The organism is Cupriavidus nantongensis, from assembly GCF_001598055.1.
Lineage (GTDB): Bacteria > Pseudomonadota > Gammaproteobacteria > Burkholderiales > Burkholderiaceae > Cupriavidus > Cupriavidus nantongensis.
In genome coordinates this window covers 1,882,585-1,900,109 of record NZ_CP014844.1, presented here as the reverse complement: position 1 = coordinate 1,900,109, position 17,525 = coordinate 1,882,585, and the positions used below count along the sequence as shown (strand labels likewise).

Annotated in this window: 21 protein-coding genes; 19 read left to right on the top strand and 2 right to left on the bottom strand. The window is 66.4% G+C overall.

The features are described 5' to 3' along the window. Positions 1-38: 38 nt before the first annotated feature. Entirely contained in the window at positions 39-236 is a 198-nt protein-coding gene (locus A2G96_RS33115; RefSeq protein WP_023108461.1) for a hypothetical protein, read from the bottom strand. Here A2G96_RS33115 and soxR point away from each other — a divergent pair. Beyond that, on the top strand, positions 187-519 hold the full coding sequence (soxR, locus tag A2G96_RS08895; protein WP_231909631.1) for a redox-sensitive transcriptional activator SoxR: 333 nt from the start codon (positions 187-189) through the stop codon (positions 517-519). The two genes, A2G96_RS33115 and soxR, sit on opposite strands and share 50 nt — an antisense overlap. A gap of 234 nt (positions 520-753) precedes the next feature. Here the strand turns inward: soxR and A2G96_RS08890 are convergent, their stop codons facing one another. Further along, entirely contained in the window at positions 754-1,176 is a 423-nt protein-coding gene (locus A2G96_RS08890) for a MerR family transcriptional regulator (RefSeq protein WP_003090234.1), read from the bottom strand. Between the two features lie 143 nt (positions 1,177-1,319). Here A2G96_RS08890 and A2G96_RS33710 point away from each other — a divergent pair, with 143 nt between their 5' ends. From A2G96_RS33710 to A2G96_RS08805, 18 genes are all read left to right on the top strand, one after another. Next, positions 1,320-1,754: a hypothetical protein gene (locus tag A2G96_RS33710; protein WP_079279895.1), complete on the top strand. Its 435-nt coding sequence runs from the start codon at positions 1,320-1,322 to the stop codon at positions 1,752-1,754. Between the two features lie 154 nt (positions 1,755-1,908). Beyond that, a complete protein-coding gene (locus A2G96_RS08880) occupies positions 1,909-2,310 on the top strand; it encodes a hypothetical protein (RefSeq protein WP_003090236.1) in 402 nt (133 codons plus the stop codon). Positions 2,311-2,321: 11 nt separating this feature from the next. After that, positions 2,322-2,561, top strand: coding sequence for a DUF2933 domain-containing protein (locus A2G96_RS08875; RefSeq protein WP_003090237.1), 240 nt, complete (start codon positions 2,322-2,324; stop codon positions 2,559-2,561). Further along, positions 2,558-3,208, top strand: a complete 651-nt coding sequence (locus A2G96_RS08870) for a methyltransferase family protein (protein ID WP_003090238.1) — start codon at positions 2,558-2,560, stop codon at positions 3,206-3,208. Before A2G96_RS08875 ends, A2G96_RS08870 begins: the two co-directional genes overlap by 4 nt. Position 3,209: 1 nt before the next feature. Beyond that, complete coding sequence (locus A2G96_RS33830; RefSeq protein ID WP_010791738.1) at positions 3,210-3,368, top strand: hypothetical protein; 159 nt, start codon at positions 3,210-3,212, stop codon at positions 3,366-3,368. A 10-nt stretch (positions 3,369-3,378) separates the two neighbouring features. Continuing rightward, a complete protein-coding gene (ppk2, locus tag A2G96_RS08865) occupies positions 3,379-4,242 on the top strand; it encodes a polyphosphate kinase 2 (RefSeq protein WP_003090242.1) in 864 nt (287 codons plus the stop codon). A 32-nt stretch (positions 4,243-4,274) separates the two neighbouring features. After that, positions 4,275-6,740: a heavy metal translocating P-type ATPase gene (locus tag A2G96_RS08860; RefSeq protein ID WP_062798571.1), complete on the top strand. Its 2,466-nt coding sequence runs from the start codon at positions 4,275-4,277 to the stop codon at positions 6,738-6,740. Between the two features lie 13 nt (positions 6,741-6,753). After that, a complete protein-coding gene (locus A2G96_RS08855; RefSeq protein WP_062798569.1) occupies positions 6,754-8,079 on the top strand; it encodes an MFS transporter in 1,326 nt (441 codons plus the stop codon). Next, entirely contained in the window at positions 8,076-8,687 is a 612-nt protein-coding gene (locus A2G96_RS08850) for a LemA family protein (protein ID WP_023087277.1), read from the top strand. The genes A2G96_RS08855 and A2G96_RS08850 overlap by 4 nt, the downstream gene beginning before the upstream one ends. A gap of 1 nt (position 8,688) precedes the next feature. After that, entirely contained in the window at positions 8,689-9,594 is a 906-nt protein-coding gene (locus A2G96_RS08845; RefSeq protein WP_062798567.1) for a TPM domain-containing protein, read from the top strand. A gap of 1 nt (position 9,595) precedes the next feature. After that, complete coding sequence (locus A2G96_RS08840) at positions 9,596-10,093, top strand: TPM domain-containing protein (protein WP_062802113.1); 498 nt, start codon at positions 9,596-9,598, stop codon at positions 10,091-10,093. 25 nt (positions 10,094-10,118) lie between these two features. Then, entirely contained in the window at positions 10,119-11,480 is a 1,362-nt protein-coding gene (locus A2G96_RS08835; RefSeq protein WP_062798565.1) for an MBL fold metallo-hydrolase, read from the top strand. Next, positions 11,477-13,018 carry a thymidine phosphorylase family protein gene (locus A2G96_RS08830; RefSeq protein ID WP_062798563.1) on the top strand — a complete coding sequence of 514 codons (1,542 nt, stop codon included), beginning with the start codon at positions 11,477-11,479 and terminating at the stop codon, positions 13,016-13,018. Before A2G96_RS08835 ends, A2G96_RS08830 begins: the two co-directional genes overlap by 4 nt. Next, entirely contained in the window at positions 13,015-13,914 is a 900-nt protein-coding gene (locus A2G96_RS08825; protein ID WP_062798561.1) for a ribose-phosphate pyrophosphokinase, read from the top strand. Before A2G96_RS08830 ends, A2G96_RS08825 begins: the two co-directional genes overlap by 4 nt. A 53-nt stretch (positions 13,915-13,967) precedes the next feature. Next, the gene (locus A2G96_RS08820) at positions 13,968-14,612 is read left to right on the top strand and encodes a DUF6629 family protein (protein ID WP_003121541.1); all 645 of its coding nucleotides are present in this window, start codon (positions 13,968-13,970) and stop codon (positions 14,610-14,612) included. Next, the gene (locus tag A2G96_RS08815) at positions 14,609-14,863 is read left to right on the top strand and encodes a hypothetical protein (protein WP_023098527.1); all 255 of its coding nucleotides are present in this window, start codon (positions 14,609-14,611) and stop codon (positions 14,861-14,863) included. Before A2G96_RS08820 ends, A2G96_RS08815 begins: the two co-directional genes overlap by 4 nt. Then, entirely contained in the window at positions 14,860-15,891 is a 1,032-nt protein-coding gene (locus tag A2G96_RS08810) for a hydroxyacid dehydrogenase (protein ID WP_023098526.1), read from the top strand. Before A2G96_RS08815 ends, A2G96_RS08810 begins: the two co-directional genes overlap by 4 nt. 86 nt (positions 15,892-15,977) lie before the next feature. Next, positions 15,978-17,510, top strand: a complete 1,533-nt coding sequence (locus tag A2G96_RS08805) for an ABC1 kinase family protein (protein ID WP_174549313.1) — start codon at positions 15,978-15,980, stop codon at positions 17,508-17,510. The last annotated feature ends 15 nt before the right edge of the window (positions 17,511-17,525 follow it).

Here is a 17,525-nt window from a genome sequence, read left to right as displayed (position 1 = left end):
CAGAAATGCGATTGCCGCGATGCGCGGGCTGCGCTCGTTCATGGTCGAGCTTCCTCCTGAACGGATCCAACGGTGCGGGCGCCATCGTGCAGCAGGCCGGCGAGCACACACATTGCCAGCACGATCGAGGGCGCCAGCACGCGGCCGGGCTCGCCGTTGAGTAGCACCGTCGCACCGGCGCACGCCATGATCAGTGCCCCCAGCACCGCGCCCCATATCTTGAGGTATCTGGCCATCGTCAAAGTCGCGCAGCGGGCCGGACTATCGCTGGACGAAGTGCTCGACGCTCTCGGGCAGTATCAGCCGGGCGTTCATCTGATTGCTGCGCATTGGCGCCGTGTGGCGTCTAGGTGGCGTGAAGACCTTGACGACCGCATTACGCAGTTGATGCGGCTGCGGGACGAACTCGGGGGATGTATCGGGTGCGGTTGTCTCTCTCTCAAAGAGTGCCCGTTGCGTAATCCGGGCGACATACTCGCGGGCCAGGGGCCCGGTGCGCGTATCCTTGAGCGAGAATAGGCGGGACTTGTGAGATTGACAGTCGACTGAGTGGATCGCGCCGGCAGGGTCGACGTAGGGCGATGTATCCGCTACGCCGACCGCCGCAGTTCACGTCGTCTAAGTCGGCCGTGAGATTGCTGAAAATTCATTCGGCATTTTTGTGCAGCGAACAGTCCGCACGACCATTACCAACGAAGTGCGACAGGCCTCGTTCGCTTTCCTTGGGTCTCGTCTGTTCCTCACAGCGCGCAATCATTCGGACGTATTCAAAGGCCCCATGAGCGCAGCAATGATAGGGCAAGGAAGCGCCTCTCCCGTGTCTTCGCACCTCTCCAGCATGTCTCTCAGAGCGCCTCGCATGCGCTGAAGGTCGCCAACCTTCTCATCGATCTGGTCAAGGCGCCGCCGTGTCACCGTCTGAATAGCCCGGCGATTCCGCCCATCCTCCAGATCCAAGAGCGACTTCACCTCGTCCAGCGAGAACCCAAGGCTCTGAGCGCGCTTGATGAAGCCGATCCGCTGGATCATCGAAGCGGGGTAGCGCCGGAAGCTGCCGGCGTTCTTCGGGATCGGCAACAGGCCGCGTCCCTGGTAGTAGCGGATTGTCTCCACGCCGACGCCAGCGACCTTCGCCAGCCTGCCAACCGTCATCCAATCACCCAAACCTTCGTTCATCGAGCGATCCACTGTCTATTCACGAGCAACACAGAATAACGCAGTACCGCGTAGTTGACCCTTGCCTCCATTTGATCCAAATCAATTTCCCGCAGCTCAGTTGGGAATAGAATCACAGGTGTCAATGGGTCAATAGGCCGCACATGCGCACACTTCTCAACCACCGCAGGATTCGCGCCATCGCGTGGATGGTGCTCGGGGTATGGCTGTTTGCGCTCGGGGCCGGGGTGGCCAATGCCTGCCTTCTGGAGTCTCCGCAGCAACATCGGCATGCTGTCGGGTATGAGCATGTCCCATCGTCCGGGCATGGAAATCATGAAGGCCTCCATGGTGAGCACGAAGAAGGTTCCCACGACCCGTCGAAGGCCCCGTGCCTGAAGCTCTGCGGCGACGTCAACCAGTCCGCCATTCAGAAAGCACCAACCTTTGCGTTCGACCTCGTCGGTTTGGCGCCTCCCGCCTATGGAGACCAGCTGCTGGCTCCGACGTTGGCTCTGCGAGCCATCCCGTCGAGGGGTCACCAGCGACCACCTCCCAAGCGGCCGTCGTGGCTGCTGTTCGAGCGTCTCGCGCTGTAGCGCCTCCTTTGAGTTGCCGTGTCGGTCACACCCGGCGCACAACTCATAAGCCTTGACTCTGTACCCGACTACGGAGTTTTCATAGGGCTTTGTCCGCTTGCGGCGACATCGGTTTCGCCCCAATGGCAGGCACCCGCGGCTAAAGGAGAGAGAAATGAAATTCACGCATTCGATCGCGGCCATCGTTGGCGCCGCACTGGTCACCTTGTCTGCGTTCGCGCAGGACAACCATCAGGCCCATCACCCCGCAGGTGCGAGTCCGACCGCGGCCGAGACGCCAAGGGCGCCGACCACCGAGGGCATGGATGCGCAACTGAAGTCGATGCAGGCCATGCACGAACGGATGGTGGCTGCGAAGACGCCTGCGCAGCGCAAGGCGCTCATGGCCGAACACATGCAGGCCATGCGGGCTGGCATGGCGATGATGGGCGCAATGAAGGATGGAGCCGAGTCGGCGCCGACAGCTGAGCGGCAGCAAATGCTCGAAATGCGCATGGACATGTGCCAGTCCATGATGCAGATGATGATGGACCGGATGCCTGAGCCGGCGAAGTGAGGAGGACGACCATGACAACTTCTCACCGCACCGGTCCAAGGTTTTCGCGCTCGCGATGGTTCCTGGGCTTTCTGGTCTTCCTGGCCGTGAGCATCTACATGCTGCTGACGGAACACCGCGGGCACTACCTGGCCGCGCTGCCACTGGTCCTCCTGGCGACTTGCGTCATCGCTCATGTGCTGATGCATCGCCATGCCGTACCAGGCGACGGTAGCAAGGCGAATCCACCGTACCCGGGAGAGCGCAAATGAACCACGATGCGCCCGCTTATGGGCTTTGGCTGCTCGTCCTCGTGAACTCGGCGGTCTTCATCATGTTCGCCTTCAGCTTCTTCAAACCGCAGACCTCGCGCGACTGGAGAACCTTCGGGACATTCGCAGCGTTCATTGTTGCCTTGTTCGTCGAGATGTACGGCTTTCCGCTGACGCTGTACGTGCTGTCCGGCTGGCTTCAGACCAAGTATCCCAGTCTGGACTTGCTGTCGCACAACAGCGGCCATCTCTGGTCGACCCTGCTGGGCGAGAGCGGCGACCCTCACTTCAGCCCGCTTCATATCGCGAGCTACATCTTCATCGGGGGCGGCTTCTGGCTTCTGTCGAGCGCCTGGACGGTGCTCTACCACGCGCAACGGCACGCCCAACTTGCCGTGAGCGGCCCATACGCCAGGATTCGGCACCCGCAGTATGTGGCCTTCGTGGCGATCCTTTTCGGCTTTCTGCTGCAGTGGCCGACGCTGTTGACGCTGCTGATGTTCCCCTTCCTCGTCGTGATGTATTCGAGGCTGGCTGTCAACGAGGAGAAGGACATGCGCAAGCAGTTCGGCGCCGAGTTCGACGCCTATGCCGCGCGCACGCCGCGCTTCCTTCCCTCCCTCTCGGACACGCGCCAGCGAGGCTGACATGAAGAAGACCCGCTGGCGTCAGCGCATCAATCGACCGTACCTGGCTGCAGCCTACGGACAAGGCGATGGCTGCGGCTCCCGCTCGGATGCGGACATGAGCGCCGCGCCCCGCCGGGCGTCGACACACGCTATGCTGATCGCCTGCGACCAGACCTAACGGAGAACCCATGGCAAAGAACAAGAAGGGCGCCAAAGGCGCCAAGCACAAGGCCGATGTGGACGGCACCGGCACTGCCCACGGCTCAGCGCGCGACGAGACAGCGACACGCTCGATCGGCCGCGAGGACTACGAAGCACAGTTGCACATGCTGCAGATCGAACTGGTGAAACTGCAGCGGCATTTCATCAAATGCAACGACCGTATCCTGATCCTCTTGGAGGGAAGGGACGGCGCAGGCAAGGACGGCAGCATCAAGCGGCTGGTCGAACACCTGAGTCCTCGGGAAACACGGGTCGTCGCGCTAGGAAAGCCCTCCGACCGGGATCGCACGGGCTGGTACTTCCAGCGCTACGTCCCGCACCTGCCAGTTGGCGAAGAGCTCGTGGTGTTCAACCGCAGTTGGTACAACCGTGCGGGCGTGGAACCGGTGATGGGCTTCTGTACCGCCGAGGAGCACGAGGAATTCATGAACTCAGTGCCCAAGTTCGAGGAGATGCTGGTCAACTCCGGTATCAAGCTGCTGAAGTATTACCTCGACATCGGCAAGAAGGAGCAGAGCCGCCGGCTCGGGGAACGCCGCCGTGATCCCCTCAAACAGTGGAAGTCGAGCCCGGTGGATGCCGTCGCGCTGAAGCACTGGGACGGCTATACACGGGCGCGCGACGAGATGTTCATGCGCACCCATACGGCCGCGGCGCCCTGGTCTGTCGTGCACGCCGACAACAAACGGTTGGCGAGGCTCAACCTGATCAGAGACATCCTCTCCCGGCTGCATTACGCCGGCAAGAAGCACAAGGTCATCGCTCCCGACCGGGAGATCGTCTTCGAGTTCTCGCAGGACTGCCTGGACTCGGGCCGACTCGCTCGTTGAGACCACGAACACAGCGAACAGGAAGAACAGCCATGAAGTCGATCAACGTTGAAGTCGGAGGGCTCGTATCGAGCCTGAGCGCGGAGGGAGTACGCCGCAAGCTGCTGCAGCTTCCCGGCGTCCATCATGCAGATGTCAACTATGTTGCGGGAAGCGCAACGGTCCATCTCGATGAGGGACAACTCAGTGTCGAGGATCTGCGCCAGCGCATCGCCGAATGCGGCTATCACTGCCGTGGCGAGCAGACGCCCAAGCACGTGTGCGCGCCCGCCGCTGGCGTCTCTGCCGACCCCAGCCATGCGGTGCACGGCCATCACGGCGCACCCGCACGTCAGGCGCAAGAGATGGGGCATGAGGGGCACCACGCGCATGCCCCCGCCACGGCCGCACGCGCGAAGGCTGCGGCCACGACGCCCGCCGCCCATGCTGCGCACCAGGCCCACGCAGGCGACCCTGCGATGGACGACATGATGCACGACATGGGCCACGGGTCGGGCTCGATGCAGGACATGGCTCGGGACATGCGCAATCGCTTCTTCGTGGCCCTGGTCTTCGCCATTCCCGTGTTCTTCTATTCCCCGATGGGGAAGATGTTCGGCGACTTCCAGACGCCGTTCGGGCTGGACGACAAGCTCTTTCTTTTCTTCCTCGCAAGTGCCGCGATCATCTATCCAGGTTGGCCTTTCTACGTGGCGGCGTGGCGCGCGCTGCGCAACGGCGTCGCCAACATGGCCACGTTGGTCGTGCTGTCGGTGGGCACCGGCTACCTGTTCAGCATCGGCGCGACCTTCTTCTACGAGGGTGAGGTGTTCTATGAAGCGGCATCGGTGCTGCTGGTCTTCATCCTGCTGGGGCACTGGCTGGAGATGCGCGCCCGCGCGGGCGCATCCGACGCGATTCGCGCGTTGATGGATCTCGCCCCACCCATGGCCACGGTCGTGCGCAACGGGGTGGAGACCAAGGTACCGACCGCCGAGGTTGCAGCCGGGGAACTGGTCGTGATCAAGCCCGGCGACAAGATCCCGGTGGATGGCGAGATCGTCGAGGGCGCGTCACAAGTGGACGAGTCGATGCTGACGGGCGAGTCCATGCCGGTCAAGAAGGGCGTGGGCAGCACCGTCGTAGGCGCCAGCATCAACAAGAGCGGGAGCTTTCGCTACAAGGCCACGAAGGTCGGCGCGGACACGGCCTTGGCGCAGATTGTCAAGCTGGTCCAGGAGGCCCAGAACTCGAAGGCCCCCGGCCAGCTGCTGGCCGACCACGCATCCCAGTGGCTGGTGCTGGCGGCGATCGTGATTGGCCTGCTGACCTTCAGCGTCTGGTACTGGGTGATGGGACAGACATTACTGTTCGCACTCACCTTGACCATCACCGTGTTCGTGATCGCATGCCCTGATGCGCTGGGGCTGGCCACCCCGATGGCCATCATGGTCGGGACCGGGCTGGGCGCAATGAACGGCATTCTCTTCAAGAATGCGGCCGCATTGGAGAACGCCACCAAGTTGACGGTCGTGGTGTTCGACAAGACCGGCACCTTGACACTGGGGCAGCCCGATGTCGTCGAGATGGTGGCCGCGCCCGGTGTCGAGGAGACGCGGCTTCTGGCGACGGCCGCCGCGGTGGAGAAGTTCTCCGAGCACCCCCTCGCGCTCGCAGTGCTCAAGCGTGCGGGAGACATGCCGACGGAGGTCACCGAGAACTTCACCAACATCGATGGGCAAGGCGCACGGGCCACTATCGGGGGCGAGACGGTGCTCCTGGGCAACCGGCTGCTGATGCAGTCGGAACAGGTGGATCTGGCTCCCCTTGCCAGCGAGGCAACGCGGCTGCAAGGCGGGGGGCGCACTGTGGTCCACGTCGCGCGCGGTGGCCGGCTGATCGGCCTCATCGCGATCGCCGATGCCGTGCGGCCGACCTCGCGCGAGACGATCGCCAAGCTGCAGGCACGCGGCGTGAAGGTCGCGATGCTGACCGGCGACAACCAGGCGACCGCCGAGCGCATCGGCAAGGAACTGGGCATCGACATCGTGCTTGCGGATGTGTTGCCCGGGCAGAAGGCCTCCAAGATCAAGGAACTGCAGCAGCAGGGTCACAAGGTCGGCATGGTCGGCGACGGCATCAACGACGCTCCGGCGCTGACGCAGGCCGACGTGGGCTTTGCGATTGGCGCGGGGACGGACGTTGCGATGGAAAGCGCCCAGGTGGTGTTGATGAAGAGTGACCCCTACGACGTGGTCGGGGCCATCGAACTGTCCCGGGCGACGCTGCGCAAGATGCACCAGAACCTCTGGTGGGCCGTGGCCTACAACGTGCTCGCCTTCCCGCTGGCGGCCGGGGTGCTGTATCCGTTCACCTTGTCGCCCGAGGTCGCTGCATTGTCCATGTCGGGCAGTTCCGCGATCGTCGCGATCAATGCGCTGATGCTCAAGCGCACGCGCCTGCCGGGGATCAAGCGCGTGACGTCGCGTGCCAGTGTCCCAGCGGCCGCGTCAGCCTGAGCGGCGGGCCACCATGGTAGAGAGCCGCGCCATGCGATCACCGCGCGAATCCGGGCCCACCCGCCAGCAAGACCTCGGCGTCGCGCAGCTGGGTTGGCTCGCTGCGGCCGTATTCGTCGTCTCGGCCGGATATGGGGCACTGATGCCCTTGATCCCCGACTGGCTGCGGCCCTTGATGGGCGACGCGGATCCTGCGGCGCTTGCGCGCCATGTCGGCTACCTCAGCGGCATCTACACGGCGGGCATCCTGCTGGGTGCGCCCCTGTGGGGCATGCTGGCGGACAGGCTGGGGCGTGCCCGCGTGTTGCTGGTGGGCCTGATCGGCTACGTGGCCAGCCTGCTCCCGCTGCTGCGCCCCGAGTCCCTGGGCGTGGTCGGCATCTATGCGCTGCGCGGCGCGACGGGCTTTTTTGTGGCCGCGGTCGTGCCGGTGGTGCCGGCGCTCGTCGCGCAGTACACCCCAGAATCGATTCGCGCCAGGCGCTTTGCATGGCTGGGTGCGATGTCGCTGCTCGGGTTCCTGTTCGGCCCCGGCCTGAACACCGCTGCAGAACGGCTTGTCGGCCTGGGCTTCTTGAGCGTGCTGGTACAGGGCTCATCGACCACGCTCGTGATCGCACTCTCGGCCGCGCTCGGCGCGCTGATGATGCTGGGCCTGGCCGCAACGCTTCCCGCACCTTCCTCCCTTGGAGAGGCGGACGCAGCCGATCACGACGGAGCACCCCGGAGCCGCTCCCTGGCGCTCTGGATTCTCAACGGTGTGGTCATGTTCGTGCTTGCCGGCTTTGAACTCGGCATCGTGCTGCAGGGCCAGCGCCACCCCGATCTCTCCTCCCGAGAGGTGTCGTTGATGTTCGCCGAGTGCAGTCTGGTGATGCTGGGCGTCAACGCGGTGCTGTTCTTCACCGGCCTGCTGGAGCGCGCCGACCCACGCCGCGTACTGGCCTGCGGCATGGTCCTGGGCATCGCCGGGCTCCTGATGCTGGCCCGCCATGGCAGCGAGATGTGGCTGTACGTCGGCGTGAGTTTCATGGCTGCGGGCACGGGTCTTGTGCTCCCCACCCTGGCCTACCTCGCTGCCGGCACCTCGGCGCGGCGGCTCGGTATCGCGATGGGAGGGCTCGCCGCGGCAGCCGGCCTCGGACAAACACTGGGATCGGCCACCAGCGGATGGCTATTCGGCGCTGTGATGCAGAGCACCTTTGCGTGGCTGTCGATTCCACTGGCCGCCACACTCGCGCTGCTGCTCATTCCGCGGCATTGGTGGCCAGCCAACCCCGTCCTGGTGAGCGCTTCACCGTCCCGCACTTTTCTCACTTCCACGGAAACCGAACCATGAGACTGATCCTGATGTCCCTGCTCGCAGCGCTTGCCCTGTCGCTGAGCGGATGCGGCTACAACGACTTCCAGCGGCTGGACGAGCAGACCAAGTCCGCCTGGTCCGAGGTGCTGAACCAGTACCAGCGGCGCGCCGACCTGATCCCCAACATCGTCGCGACCGTCAAGGGCGAGACCAACTTCGAGCAGGAGACGCTGACCCGGGTGGTCGAGGCCCGCGCGAAGGCGACCTCGATCCAGGCCACGCCGGAACTCGTCAACAACCCCGAGGCGTTCCAGAAGTTCCAGGCGGCACAGGGCGAACTGTCCGGCGCGCTGAGCCGGCTGCTGGTGGTGAGCGAGAACTACCCGCAACTCAAGGCGAACCAGGCTTTTCAAGACCTGCGTGCCCAACTTGAGGGCACGGAGAACCGCATCACCGTGGCGCGTGGGCGCTACGTGAAGGCGGTGCAGGATTACAACGTGCTCACGCGCAGCTTCCCGACCAACATCACGGCCAAGCTGTTCAGCTACGACGTCAAGCCCAATTTCTCGGTCGCCGACGAGAAGGCCATGGCGGCGCCGCCACAGGTCGATTTCGGCGCCTCGGCGCCGGCGGCGCGCCCCTGACATGAGAACGCCCAGAACAGCGGTGCTCTCTCCGGCGGCCCCTCTTCGGCTGGCCCCCGCTCTGGCCTGGCTGCTGCTGAGCCTGTTCCTTTCGGTCGCGTCCGCGCAGGAGTTGGTCGCCGTTCCCCCGCTGCAGGCGCGCGTCACCGATCTCACGGGAACGCTCGCCGCCGATCGTGTCGCCGCGCTGGATGCGCAGCTTCGGGCCTTCGAGCAACGCAAGGGCGTGCAGATCGCCGTGCTGATGGTCCGCTCGACGCGGCCCGAACCCGTCGAGCAGTACGCCCTGCGGGTGGTAGAGCAATGGAAGCTCGGCCGTCGCAAGGTGGACGACGGCGCGTTGCTCCTGGTGGCCAAGGACGACCGCACCGTGCGCATCGAAGTCGGATACGGCATCGAGGGTGGGCTGAGCGACGTGGTGTCGCGGCGCATCATCGACGAGGTGATCACGCCGCGCTTTCGCCAGGGCGATTTCGACGGCGGCATCGCCGCAGGCGCCGAACAGATCATGCGGGTGATCGATGGCGAGGCCCTGCCTGCGGCGGACCCACGGCGGCAGGGGCAGACCAACGACATCGGGCAGGCCTGGCCCTTCCTGTTCGTCGCGGCCCTGATGCTGGGCGGAGTGCTGCGCAACGCCCTCGGCCGCCTTCCAGGCTCCCTGGTCACGGCTGGCGTGCTGGGTGCCGCTGCGTGGCTGTTGGTGGGCACCTTCGCGGTGGCCGCGGTGGCTGGACTGGCGGGATTTCTCGTCACGCTGCTGCGCATCGGCATGGGTGGCCACGGCGGCCTGCACGGGCGCCACCGGGGAGGCGGCTGGCCGGGCGGAGGATTGGGCGGTGGTGGCGGTGGATTCCGCGGCGGCGGCGGCGGCTTCGGTGGCGGCGGCGCGTCAGGACGGTGGTGAGATGAACATGCAACGACTTCTTCGCCACCTTGCGACCACGGATCGCGCAGTCCGCCGCGCCTTCCCCCCGCGTGCCCTGGATGCGATCGAGCAGGCCATCCGCACGGGAGAGTTCCAGCATGGGGGCCAACTGCGCTTCGTGGTCGAGGGTGCGCTGGACGGATCGCCACTGTGGCGCAACCAATCGCCGGGCGAGCGGGCGCTGGACCTGTTCGCACGCCTGGGTGTGTGGGATACGGCGCACAACAGCGGCGTCCTGATCTACGTGCTGCTGGCCGACCGGGCCGTGGAGATCGTGGCCGATCGCGGCATCCATGCCTGTTGCGGTGCCGAAAGGTGGTCGGCTGTGTGCCAGCGCATGGAAGCCCAGTTTGCGCAGGGACGCTTCGAGGCCGGAGCCCTGGAAGGCATCGTGGCCGTCAGCCACCTGCTGGCGCAGCATTTTCCGCGGGGCGCGGACCACGGCAACGAGTTGCCGGATCGGCCGGTCCTTCTTTGAACGACAACATCCTTGGAGACCTACCATGCAACTTCAGTTTCTGGGTGCCACCGGCACCGTGACCGGTTCCAAATACCTGCTGCGCCATGGCGACGCGACCATTCTGGTGGACTGCGGCCTGTTCCAGGGATTCAAGCAGCTGCGCCTGCGCAACTGGGAGCCGCTGCCGGTCGCGCCCAAGACCGTCGACGCGGTCGTGCTCACCCACGCCCACATCGACCACAGCGGCTACCTGCCACTGCTGGCGCGACAAGGCTTTCGCGGCCGGGTTTACTGCACGTCCGCGACGCACGAGCTGTGCAAGATCCTGCTCACCGACAGCGGCCATCTGCAGGAGGAAGAGGCGAAGTTCGCCAACCGGCACGGTTTCTCCAAACACCAGCCCGCGCTGCCGCTGTACACCCGTGAGGACGCCGAGCGCTGCCTGAAGCTGTTCGCGCCACGTCCGTTCTCTCAGGACTTCGAGGCGCTGCCCGGACTCACCGCGCGGTTGACGCCTTCCGGGCACATGCTCGGCTCGGCCTTCGTGCACCTCAACGACGGCCGGCGATCCGTGCTCTTCTCCGGCGACATCGGCCGGCCCAACGACCCGGTGCTGCGCCCGCCGGTGCAGGTCCCCGGCGCCGACTACCTGCTGGTGGAATCCACCTACGGCAACCGCAAGCATGAAGCGTCCGACGCACTGGCGCAGCTGGAGACTGTCATCAACAAGACGGCCGCCCGTGGAGGGGTCGTGGTCATCCCAGCGTTCGCTGTCGGCCGAGCGCAGAGCCTGATGTACGGCATCTACCAGCTCAAGAAGCAAGGGCGCGTCCACCAGCACCTGCCCGTGTACCTGGACAGCCCGATGGCCATCGATGCCACACGGCTGTACCACGCCCATCGCGACGAGCACCGGCTCTCGCCCGAGGAATGCGAGGGCATGTGCCATGCCGCGAAGATCGTCAACAAGGTCGAGGAGTCCAAGGCGCTCAGCGCCGGTCGTGGACCGATGGTCATCATCTCCGCCAGTGGCATGGCCACGGGAGGACGCGTGGTGCACCACCTCAAGTCATTCGCGCCCGACCATCGCAACACCATCCTGTTCGCCGGCTACCAGGCGGGCGGCACCCGTGGCGCCGCGATCGTGCACGGCGCGTCCACCGTCCGCATCCATGGCCAGGACGTGCCGATCCGCGCCGAGGTGGCCTCGCTCGACAACCTTTCCGCCCACGCCGATGCCGACGAGATCCTCGCGTGGATGCGCGGCTTCACGCAAACACCGCGCCGAACCTTCGTGACCCACGGCGAGCCGGAGGCGGCCGATGCGCTGCGCGCGCGGATCGACCATGAACTGGGCTGGTCGGTTGCCGTGCCCGAGTACCTGCAGACGGTGGATCTGGTATGACGGCGCACCTGCACGAGACCGGCACCGGAGAGGATGGCGTGAACACGCTGCAGGCGTGGCGCACCGGCATCGACACCCATCAGGAGCCGGTGGTCTACATGCGGCGCGACTGCCCTGTCTGCCGGTCGGAGGGTTTCACGACCCAGGCGCGCGTGCAGCTGACGGCCGGCCGCCGCAGCATCGTGGCGACGCTCAGCGTCGTCGATGGGAATTGGCTGGCCGAGAACGTCGCTGGCCTGTCCGAATCGGCATGGGCGTCGCTGGGGGCGCAGCCGGGCCAGCTGGTCACGGTGACCCATGCACCGCCGCTGGATTCGCTCAGCCATGTCCGGGCCAAGGTCTACGGCAATGCCCTGGGCGATGCCGAGTTCAGCGCCATCATCTCCGACGTCGCGGCGGGCCATTACTCGGACCTGCATCTGGCCACCTTCATCACCGCCTGCGCCGGCGATCGCCTGGACCTCGCGGAGACCGTCTCGCTCACGAACGCCATGATTGGCGTCGGTGACCGCATCGATTGGGGGCGCCCGCTGGTGGTGGACAAGCATTGCGTCGGCGGCCTGCCCGGCAACCGCACGACCCTGCTCGTGGTGCCCATCGTGGCCGCCTGCGGCCTCACGATGCCCAAGACCTCCTCGCGCGCCATCACCTCGCCGGCCGGGACGGCCGACACGATGGAGGTGCTGGCGCCGGTGAACCTGGATGTGCCGAGCATGCGGCGCGTGGTCGAACGCACGGGCGGCTGCATCGTCTGGGGCGGCTCGGTACGGCTCAGCCCCGCCGACGACATCCTCATCCGCGTCGAGCGGCCGCTGGACCTGGACAGCGAGGGCCAGCTCGTCGCCTCGGTCCTGTCCAAGAAGGCCGCCGCGGGCTCGACCCATGTGCTGATCGACCTGCCCGTGGGTGCCACCGCCAAAGTGCGCAGCGCGCAGGCCGCGGCGGCGCTCGGTCGGCGCCTGCAGGAGGTGGGCAGCGCCATCGGCCTGCACGTGGCCTTGCGCGTCACCGATGGTGAGCAGCCGGTCGGCCGCGGGATCGGCCCGGCACTGGAGGCCCGCGACGTGCTGGCCGTCCTGCAAGGGACGCCCGAGGCCCCGGCCGACCTGCGGGAGCGAGCGTTGCGGCTGGCGGCGGACATCCTCGAAATGGGCGGTGCAGCGCCCGCCGGCGGCGGCCTGACGCTCGCCACGCAGGTGCTGGCCGACGGCCGCGCCTGGGCCACGTTCCAGGCGATCTGCGCTGAGCAGGGCGGCCTGCGCAGCATCCCGGTGGCAACGCATCGGCACACCGTCGCATCGCCGTCCACGGGACGGGTCTCCCGAATCGACAACCGGCTGCTCGCGCGGGCGGCCAAGCTCGCCGGAGCACCGACCGCCGCTGCCGCCGGCATCGACGTGCATGCGCGCCTGGGCGACCAGGTCGAAGCGGGACAGCCGCTCTTCACGCTGCACGCCCAGGCGCCGGGCGAGCTGGCCTATGCGCTGCAGTTCGTCCGCTCGCGCCCACCGATCTTCCAGATTTTGGAGAACCTATGAAACCTCTCGTTTTTCACCTGCCGGGCGACGAAGACTTCGCCGATGGACTGATCCGGGCGTTGGGCGCGCAGCGGGCTGCCCTGCAACTGCACCGGTTCCCGGACGGCGAGTCGCTGGTGCGGCTGGACGCCGACGTCACCGGCCGCACCGTCGTGATCGTGGCCAGCCTGGCACAGCCGGACGCCAAGGCGCTGCCCTTGTTGTTCGCCGCGGACGCAGCGCGCGACCTCGGCGCCACCCGCGTGTTGCTGGCTGCCCCGTACCTGGCGTACCTGCGTCAGGACCGGCGCTTCAACACGGGCGAAGCCATCACGTCCCGCACGTTTGCTGCGCTGGTGTCGACGGTGTTCGACGGTGTCGTCACCGTCGATCCCCATCTGCACCGCTACCGCTCGCTCGGCGAGGTCTACCGGGTGCCGACCCGTGTGGTCCAGTCCGCGCCCGCCATCGCGGCCTGGGTCGCAGCCCATGTGGACCGTCCCGTGTTGATCGGACCCGATGCGGAAAGCGAGCAATGGGTCCAGGAAGTCGCGCGCTTGGCTGGCGCGCCGTTCACGGTGTTGCAGAAGATCCGCCGGGGCGACAAGGACGTGGAGGTCAGCCTTCCCGACACCGCGGCCCTGGCAGACCGCCAGCCCGTGCTCATCGATGACATCGTGTCCAGCGCGCGCACGATGATCCAGGCAATCGCCAGTGTGCGCAGCGTGGGATTGCCGCCACCGGTGTGCATCGGGGTGCACGCCCTGTTCGCCGCCGACGCGTACCACGCACTTCTTGCGGCAGGGCCCCAGCGGGTGGTGACCTGCGACACCGTGCCGCATGTCTCCAACGGCATCAGCGTGGTGGCACCGCTGGCGACAGCGGTGCAGGAACTGATGGAAGCCGGCGCGCCATGAGCCGCTGCGCCGCGCTCGCCATGACGCTCACGATCGAGGGGAGATGACTGCCCATGTGCTTTTCCGCACCCGCCAGTTTCACGGCCGCAGCGGTTCTGCTGGGCCTGGGGACCGTCACCATGCGCCGGGCCCGCTCACGGCGCGAACTGCCGTATGCCGCCATCCCGCTGCTGTTCGGGGTCCAGCAACTGCTCGAAGGCATGCTGTGGCTGACGTTCCCCGACCGCGCGCCCTTGCTGAACGTGGCGCTGACGCATCTCTACTCGTTCTTCTCGCACGTCCTGTGGCCGATCTACGTCCCGCTGGCTGCGCTGGCGCTGGAGAGCGTCCGTTGGCGCCGTCGGGTTCTGGTGGCCATTGCAGTCGCGGGCGCGCTCGTCGGTCTGTACCTGCTGGCGATGCTGGTGAAGCTGCCCATCACGGCCCGCGTGGTCGGCCAGCACATCCTCTACGACTCGCCGCACTTCTACGTGATGACCACGATGGCCCTGTATCTGATCGGCACCTGCGCAAGCCTGATGGTTTCTAGCCACCGGCGCGTGGCGGCTTTTGGGGTGGCCGCCTTTGTCTCCGCAATCGCCGCCTACATGTTCTATGCAACCTGGTTCATCTCGGTGTGGTGCTTCTTTGCCGCTGTGCTCAGCTTCATCGTGCTGTGGCAGTTCCGTGAGCCCCGAGCGAGGCTGGCCGTGCCATGACGAATCCTCCGGCCAGATTCAAGCCCGCACTGGCCTACGCGGACTGCGGTCCCACGCAGGGCCCGATGCGCCGCGCGGCGTTCTTCACGGTTCAGTTGCTCGACGGATTCGAGACCATGCGCGATGCGGTCGCCGGCCGGCTGCCGACGGTATTCGCGCAAGCGGGACTCGCGCAAGGCACCAAGATCGGGCACTTCATCGCCGCGTTCTGCATTCTGTCCCTGCACCGGGTAATCGAGGAGGGCTCATGACCGCACAGAACCGTCTGTCCGTTCTGTTCTCCGACATCGCACCGGCGGACCAGGCCGCGCTGCAGCAACGGCTTCCGACCCACTGGCACGCGCATTTCGTCCAGAACGAACGCCTGGTGGTATCCGATGTCGGCGATGAAGACACCGAGGTGCTGTGCGTCTTCGTGCGCACGCGCGTTGACGAATCGGTGCTCCGGTTGCGGCCGCGCGTGCGGCTCGTGGCAACGCGCTCCGCGGGCTTCGATCACATCGACCTGCAGGCTTGCCGCCGACGCGGCATTGCCGTGTGCCACGTGCCGGACTATGGGTCTGCCAGCGTCGCCGAACATGCCTTCGCGCTGCTGCTGGGCGTGGCTCGCCATCTGACACAAGCCCACGAGCGGGCGCGCCAAGGTTCGTTCGCTTACCGCGGCCTCACCGGCTTCGAGCTGGAAGGCAAGACGCTGGGCATCGTCGGGCTGGGCCGGATCGGGCGCCACGTGGCCCGTATCGCCCTGGGCTTCGGCATGGAAGTTCTCGCGTACGACCCGGCCCTCGCCCCATCGCTCGACATCACGGCAGCGCCCATCGCCGGCGTCCGCGTGGTGACGTGGGAGCAGATCCTGCAAAGCAGCGATGTTCTGAGCCTTCATGTTCCGGCCACGCAGGCCACGCACCACCTTCTCGATGGGCAGGCCTTCGCGCGCATGAAACCGGGCATGGTACTGATCAACACGGCACGGGGTGCGCTCATCGACGAGGCCGCCCTGCTGCACGCACTGGAGGCAGGTACCGTCGCCGCAGCAGGACTGGACGTGCTGGAACAGGAAGGGGATCTGTCTCCCGAAGTGCCCACGGGCTGCGGCGGACTGGGTTGCGATACCGGCTGGTCGGCATCCAGCCCACTGCTGACGCATCCGCGTGTGCTCGTGACACCGCATGTCGGGTTCAATACGTCGGAGGCGATCGCGCGCATCCTCGACGAGACCATCTCGAACATCGCAGCCTGGCATGCGGGCCGCCTGCGCAACAGGTTGGATGAGCCATGACGCGACCGAACCGCCCCGTTTCCACCGTGCGTCTTGCGGGCCGCCCAACGCAACGCTCGGCGCTGCGCCGGGCCACGCAGATCGCTATGGCCCTGAGCGGGCTCCTGCTCTGGGTGGCCTGGCACCGGGGCCTGATGCGCTGCGATACCCACCGGGCGGCCGACCGCTTCGCCGAAGTGCTGCAGCGATTGGGCACGACCTTCGTGAAGCTGGGCCAGCATCTCAGCCTGCGGGCCGACATTCTGGCGCCCGATGCGCAAGAGGCTCTGGCCAGCCTGCAGGCCAATGTGGCGCCGTTTCCTCCCGAGCAGGCGGTCCAGGAGGTCGAGGCGGCGCTCGGCCGCCCATGGCAGCAGGTCTTCGCACGCTTCGACATGCACGCGCTCGCCGCGGCCTCGATCGCCCAGATTCATCGTGCAGCCCTGCCGGACGGAACGGAAGTGGTGGTGAAGATCCGCCGTCCTGGCGCGGCCGAGCAGGCCGAGACCGACATGCGCATCCTGCGCCGCATCGTCCTGGTCATGCAGGGGCTCGTGCCCTCGCTGCGTCGCTGGGGGCTGGCAGCCATCGTGGACGAGGTTGCGGCCAACTTCCGCTACGAGATGGATTTGTCGCGCGAGGCAGCTTCCGTGCGACGTTTCGCCGACGCCTGGCGCGGCTCTGCCGACATCGTGATCCCCGACGTGGTGGACGGCCTGTGCACGCCGACCGTCATGGTCCAGCAGTTCAGCCACGGAGCTCACCTGCACGGTCTGCCTTCGTCCACCGCGGTGGCGGCCGCGGGCAAACTCGTGGACAGCTACGTCGCCCAGATCTTCCGCGATGGCTTCTTCCACGGCGACCCCCATCCCGGCAACGTCTTCGTGATGGACGATGGCCGCATCTGCCTGCACGACTTCGGCATCGTGGGCCGGGTCGACGGCAACATGCGGCGGGCGCTGGTGGCGTTCGCCCTGGCCTTCGTCGAGCAGGATGCCGAATGGGTGGTCGATGCCTGGCTCGACCTGGGCCTGCTCGGCGACGGCACCGATCGGGCCGTGTTCGTGCCTGTCGTGCGTGCCCTGGTCGCAGACTGCGCACAGAGGCCGCTGAAGGACTGGTCGCTCTCAGGTGCTCTCGCGCAGCTCGTGGCGGCGGGCCGGACCCAGGAAGTCCGGCTGCCCAGGGACCTCCTCGTGCTCACGCGTACCCTGTTGTTGCTCGAAGGGACGGTGCGCCTGCTGGCACCCGAGTTTTCCATCATCGAAGCCATCTCTCGCCACACGACCACGGGCGTCTTCGACGAGCCCAAGTCTGCGGCATCGCAGCGTCTGCCCTATGAACTGGGGAACGCGGCCCACGCCCTGCCCTCCCTGCTGGCGCGGCGTCTGCACAGCGTCTTGCGGCAGGGTGACCTGCTGCAACTGTCGATCAAGCCGGATGCCAGGATGCTGAGCGGGATCGACCGCCTCGGCCGTCGCGTCGCGCTGGCGCTCGTGACGCTCGGCCTGTACATCGCATCGAGCTTGTTGATGCAGCACGGCGTGGGCCCGCGCTGGGGCGACATGCCGGTACTCGCGCTGCTGGGCTATGCGCTGGCGATCCGGTTCACGTTTTCCATCGCGCGCAGCCGCGGCTGAAGCGCCTCATCAAGC

Bases quoted from the DNA above. Each gene is read 5' to 3' on its own strand.
- A2G96_RS08845 (WP_062798567.1), top strand. From the start codon at position 8,689: ATGAGAACGCCCAGAACAGCGGTGCTCTCTCCGGCGGCCCCTCTTCGG.
- A2G96_RS08835 (WP_062798565.1), top strand. From the start codon at position 10,119: ATGCAACTTCAGTTTCTGGGTGCCACCGGCACCGTGACCGGTTCCAAA.
- A2G96_RS08825 (WP_062798561.1), top strand. From the start codon at position 13,015: ATGAAACCTCTCGTTTTTCACCTGCCGGGCGACGAAGACTTCGCCGAT.
- A2G96_RS33710 (WP_079279895.1), top strand. From the start codon at position 1,320: ATGCGCACACTTCTCAACCACCGCAGGATTCGCGCCATCGCGTGGATG.
- A2G96_RS08875 (WP_003090237.1), top strand. From the start codon at position 2,322: ATGACAACTTCTCACCGCACCGGTCCAAGGTTTTCGCGCTCGCGATGG.
- A2G96_RS08860 (WP_062798571.1), top strand. From the start codon at position 4,275: ATGAAGTCGATCAACGTTGAAGTCGGAGGGCTCGTATCGAGCCTGAGC.
- A2G96_RS33830 (WP_010791738.1), top strand. From the start codon at position 3,210: ATGAAGAAGACCCGCTGGCGTCAGCGCATCAATCGACCGTACCTGGCT.
- A2G96_RS08810 (WP_023098526.1), top strand. From the start codon at position 14,860: ATGACCGCACAGAACCGTCTGTCCGTTCTGTTCTCCGACATCGCACCG.
- ppk2 (WP_003090242.1), top strand. From the start codon at position 3,379: ATGGCAAAGAACAAGAAGGGCGCCAAAGGCGCCAAGCACAAGGCCGAT.
- A2G96_RS08820 (WP_003121541.1), top strand. From the start codon at position 13,968: ATGTGCTTTTCCGCACCCGCCAGTTTCACGGCCGCAGCGGTTCTGCTG.
- A2G96_RS08815 (WP_023098527.1), top strand. From the start codon at position 14,609: ATGACGAATCCTCCGGCCAGATTCAAGCCCGCACTGGCCTACGCGGAC.
- A2G96_RS33115 (WP_023108461.1), bottom strand. From the start codon at position 236: ATGGCCAGATACCTCAAGATATGGGGCGCGGTGCTGGGGGCACTGATC.
- A2G96_RS08855 (WP_062798569.1), top strand. From the start codon at position 6,754: ATGGTAGAGAGCCGCGCCATGCGATCACCGCGCGAATCCGGGCCCACC.
- A2G96_RS08840 (WP_062802113.1), top strand. From the start codon at position 9,596: ATGAACATGCAACGACTTCTTCGCCACCTTGCGACCACGGATCGCGCA.
- A2G96_RS08830 (WP_062798563.1), top strand. From the start codon at position 11,477: ATGACGGCGCACCTGCACGAGACCGGCACCGGAGAGGATGGCGTGAAC.
- A2G96_RS08850 (WP_023087277.1), top strand. From the start codon at position 8,076: ATGAGACTGATCCTGATGTCCCTGCTCGCAGCGCTTGCCCTGTCGCTG.
- A2G96_RS08870 (WP_003090238.1), top strand. From the start codon at position 2,558: ATGAACCACGATGCGCCCGCTTATGGGCTTTGGCTGCTCGTCCTCGTG.
- soxR (WP_231909631.1), top strand. From the start codon at position 187: ATGATCAGTGCCCCCAGCACCGCGCCCCATATCTTGAGGTATCTGGCC.
- A2G96_RS08890 (WP_003090234.1), bottom strand. From the start codon at position 1,176: ATGAACGAAGGTTTGGGTGATTGGATGACGGTTGGCAGGCTGGCGAAG.
- A2G96_RS08805 (WP_174549313.1), top strand. From the start codon at position 15,978: ATGGCCCTGAGCGGGCTCCTGCTCTGGGTGGCCTGGCACCGGGGCCTG.
- A2G96_RS08880 (WP_003090236.1), top strand. From the start codon at position 1,909: ATGAAATTCACGCATTCGATCGCGGCCATCGTTGGCGCCGCACTGGTC.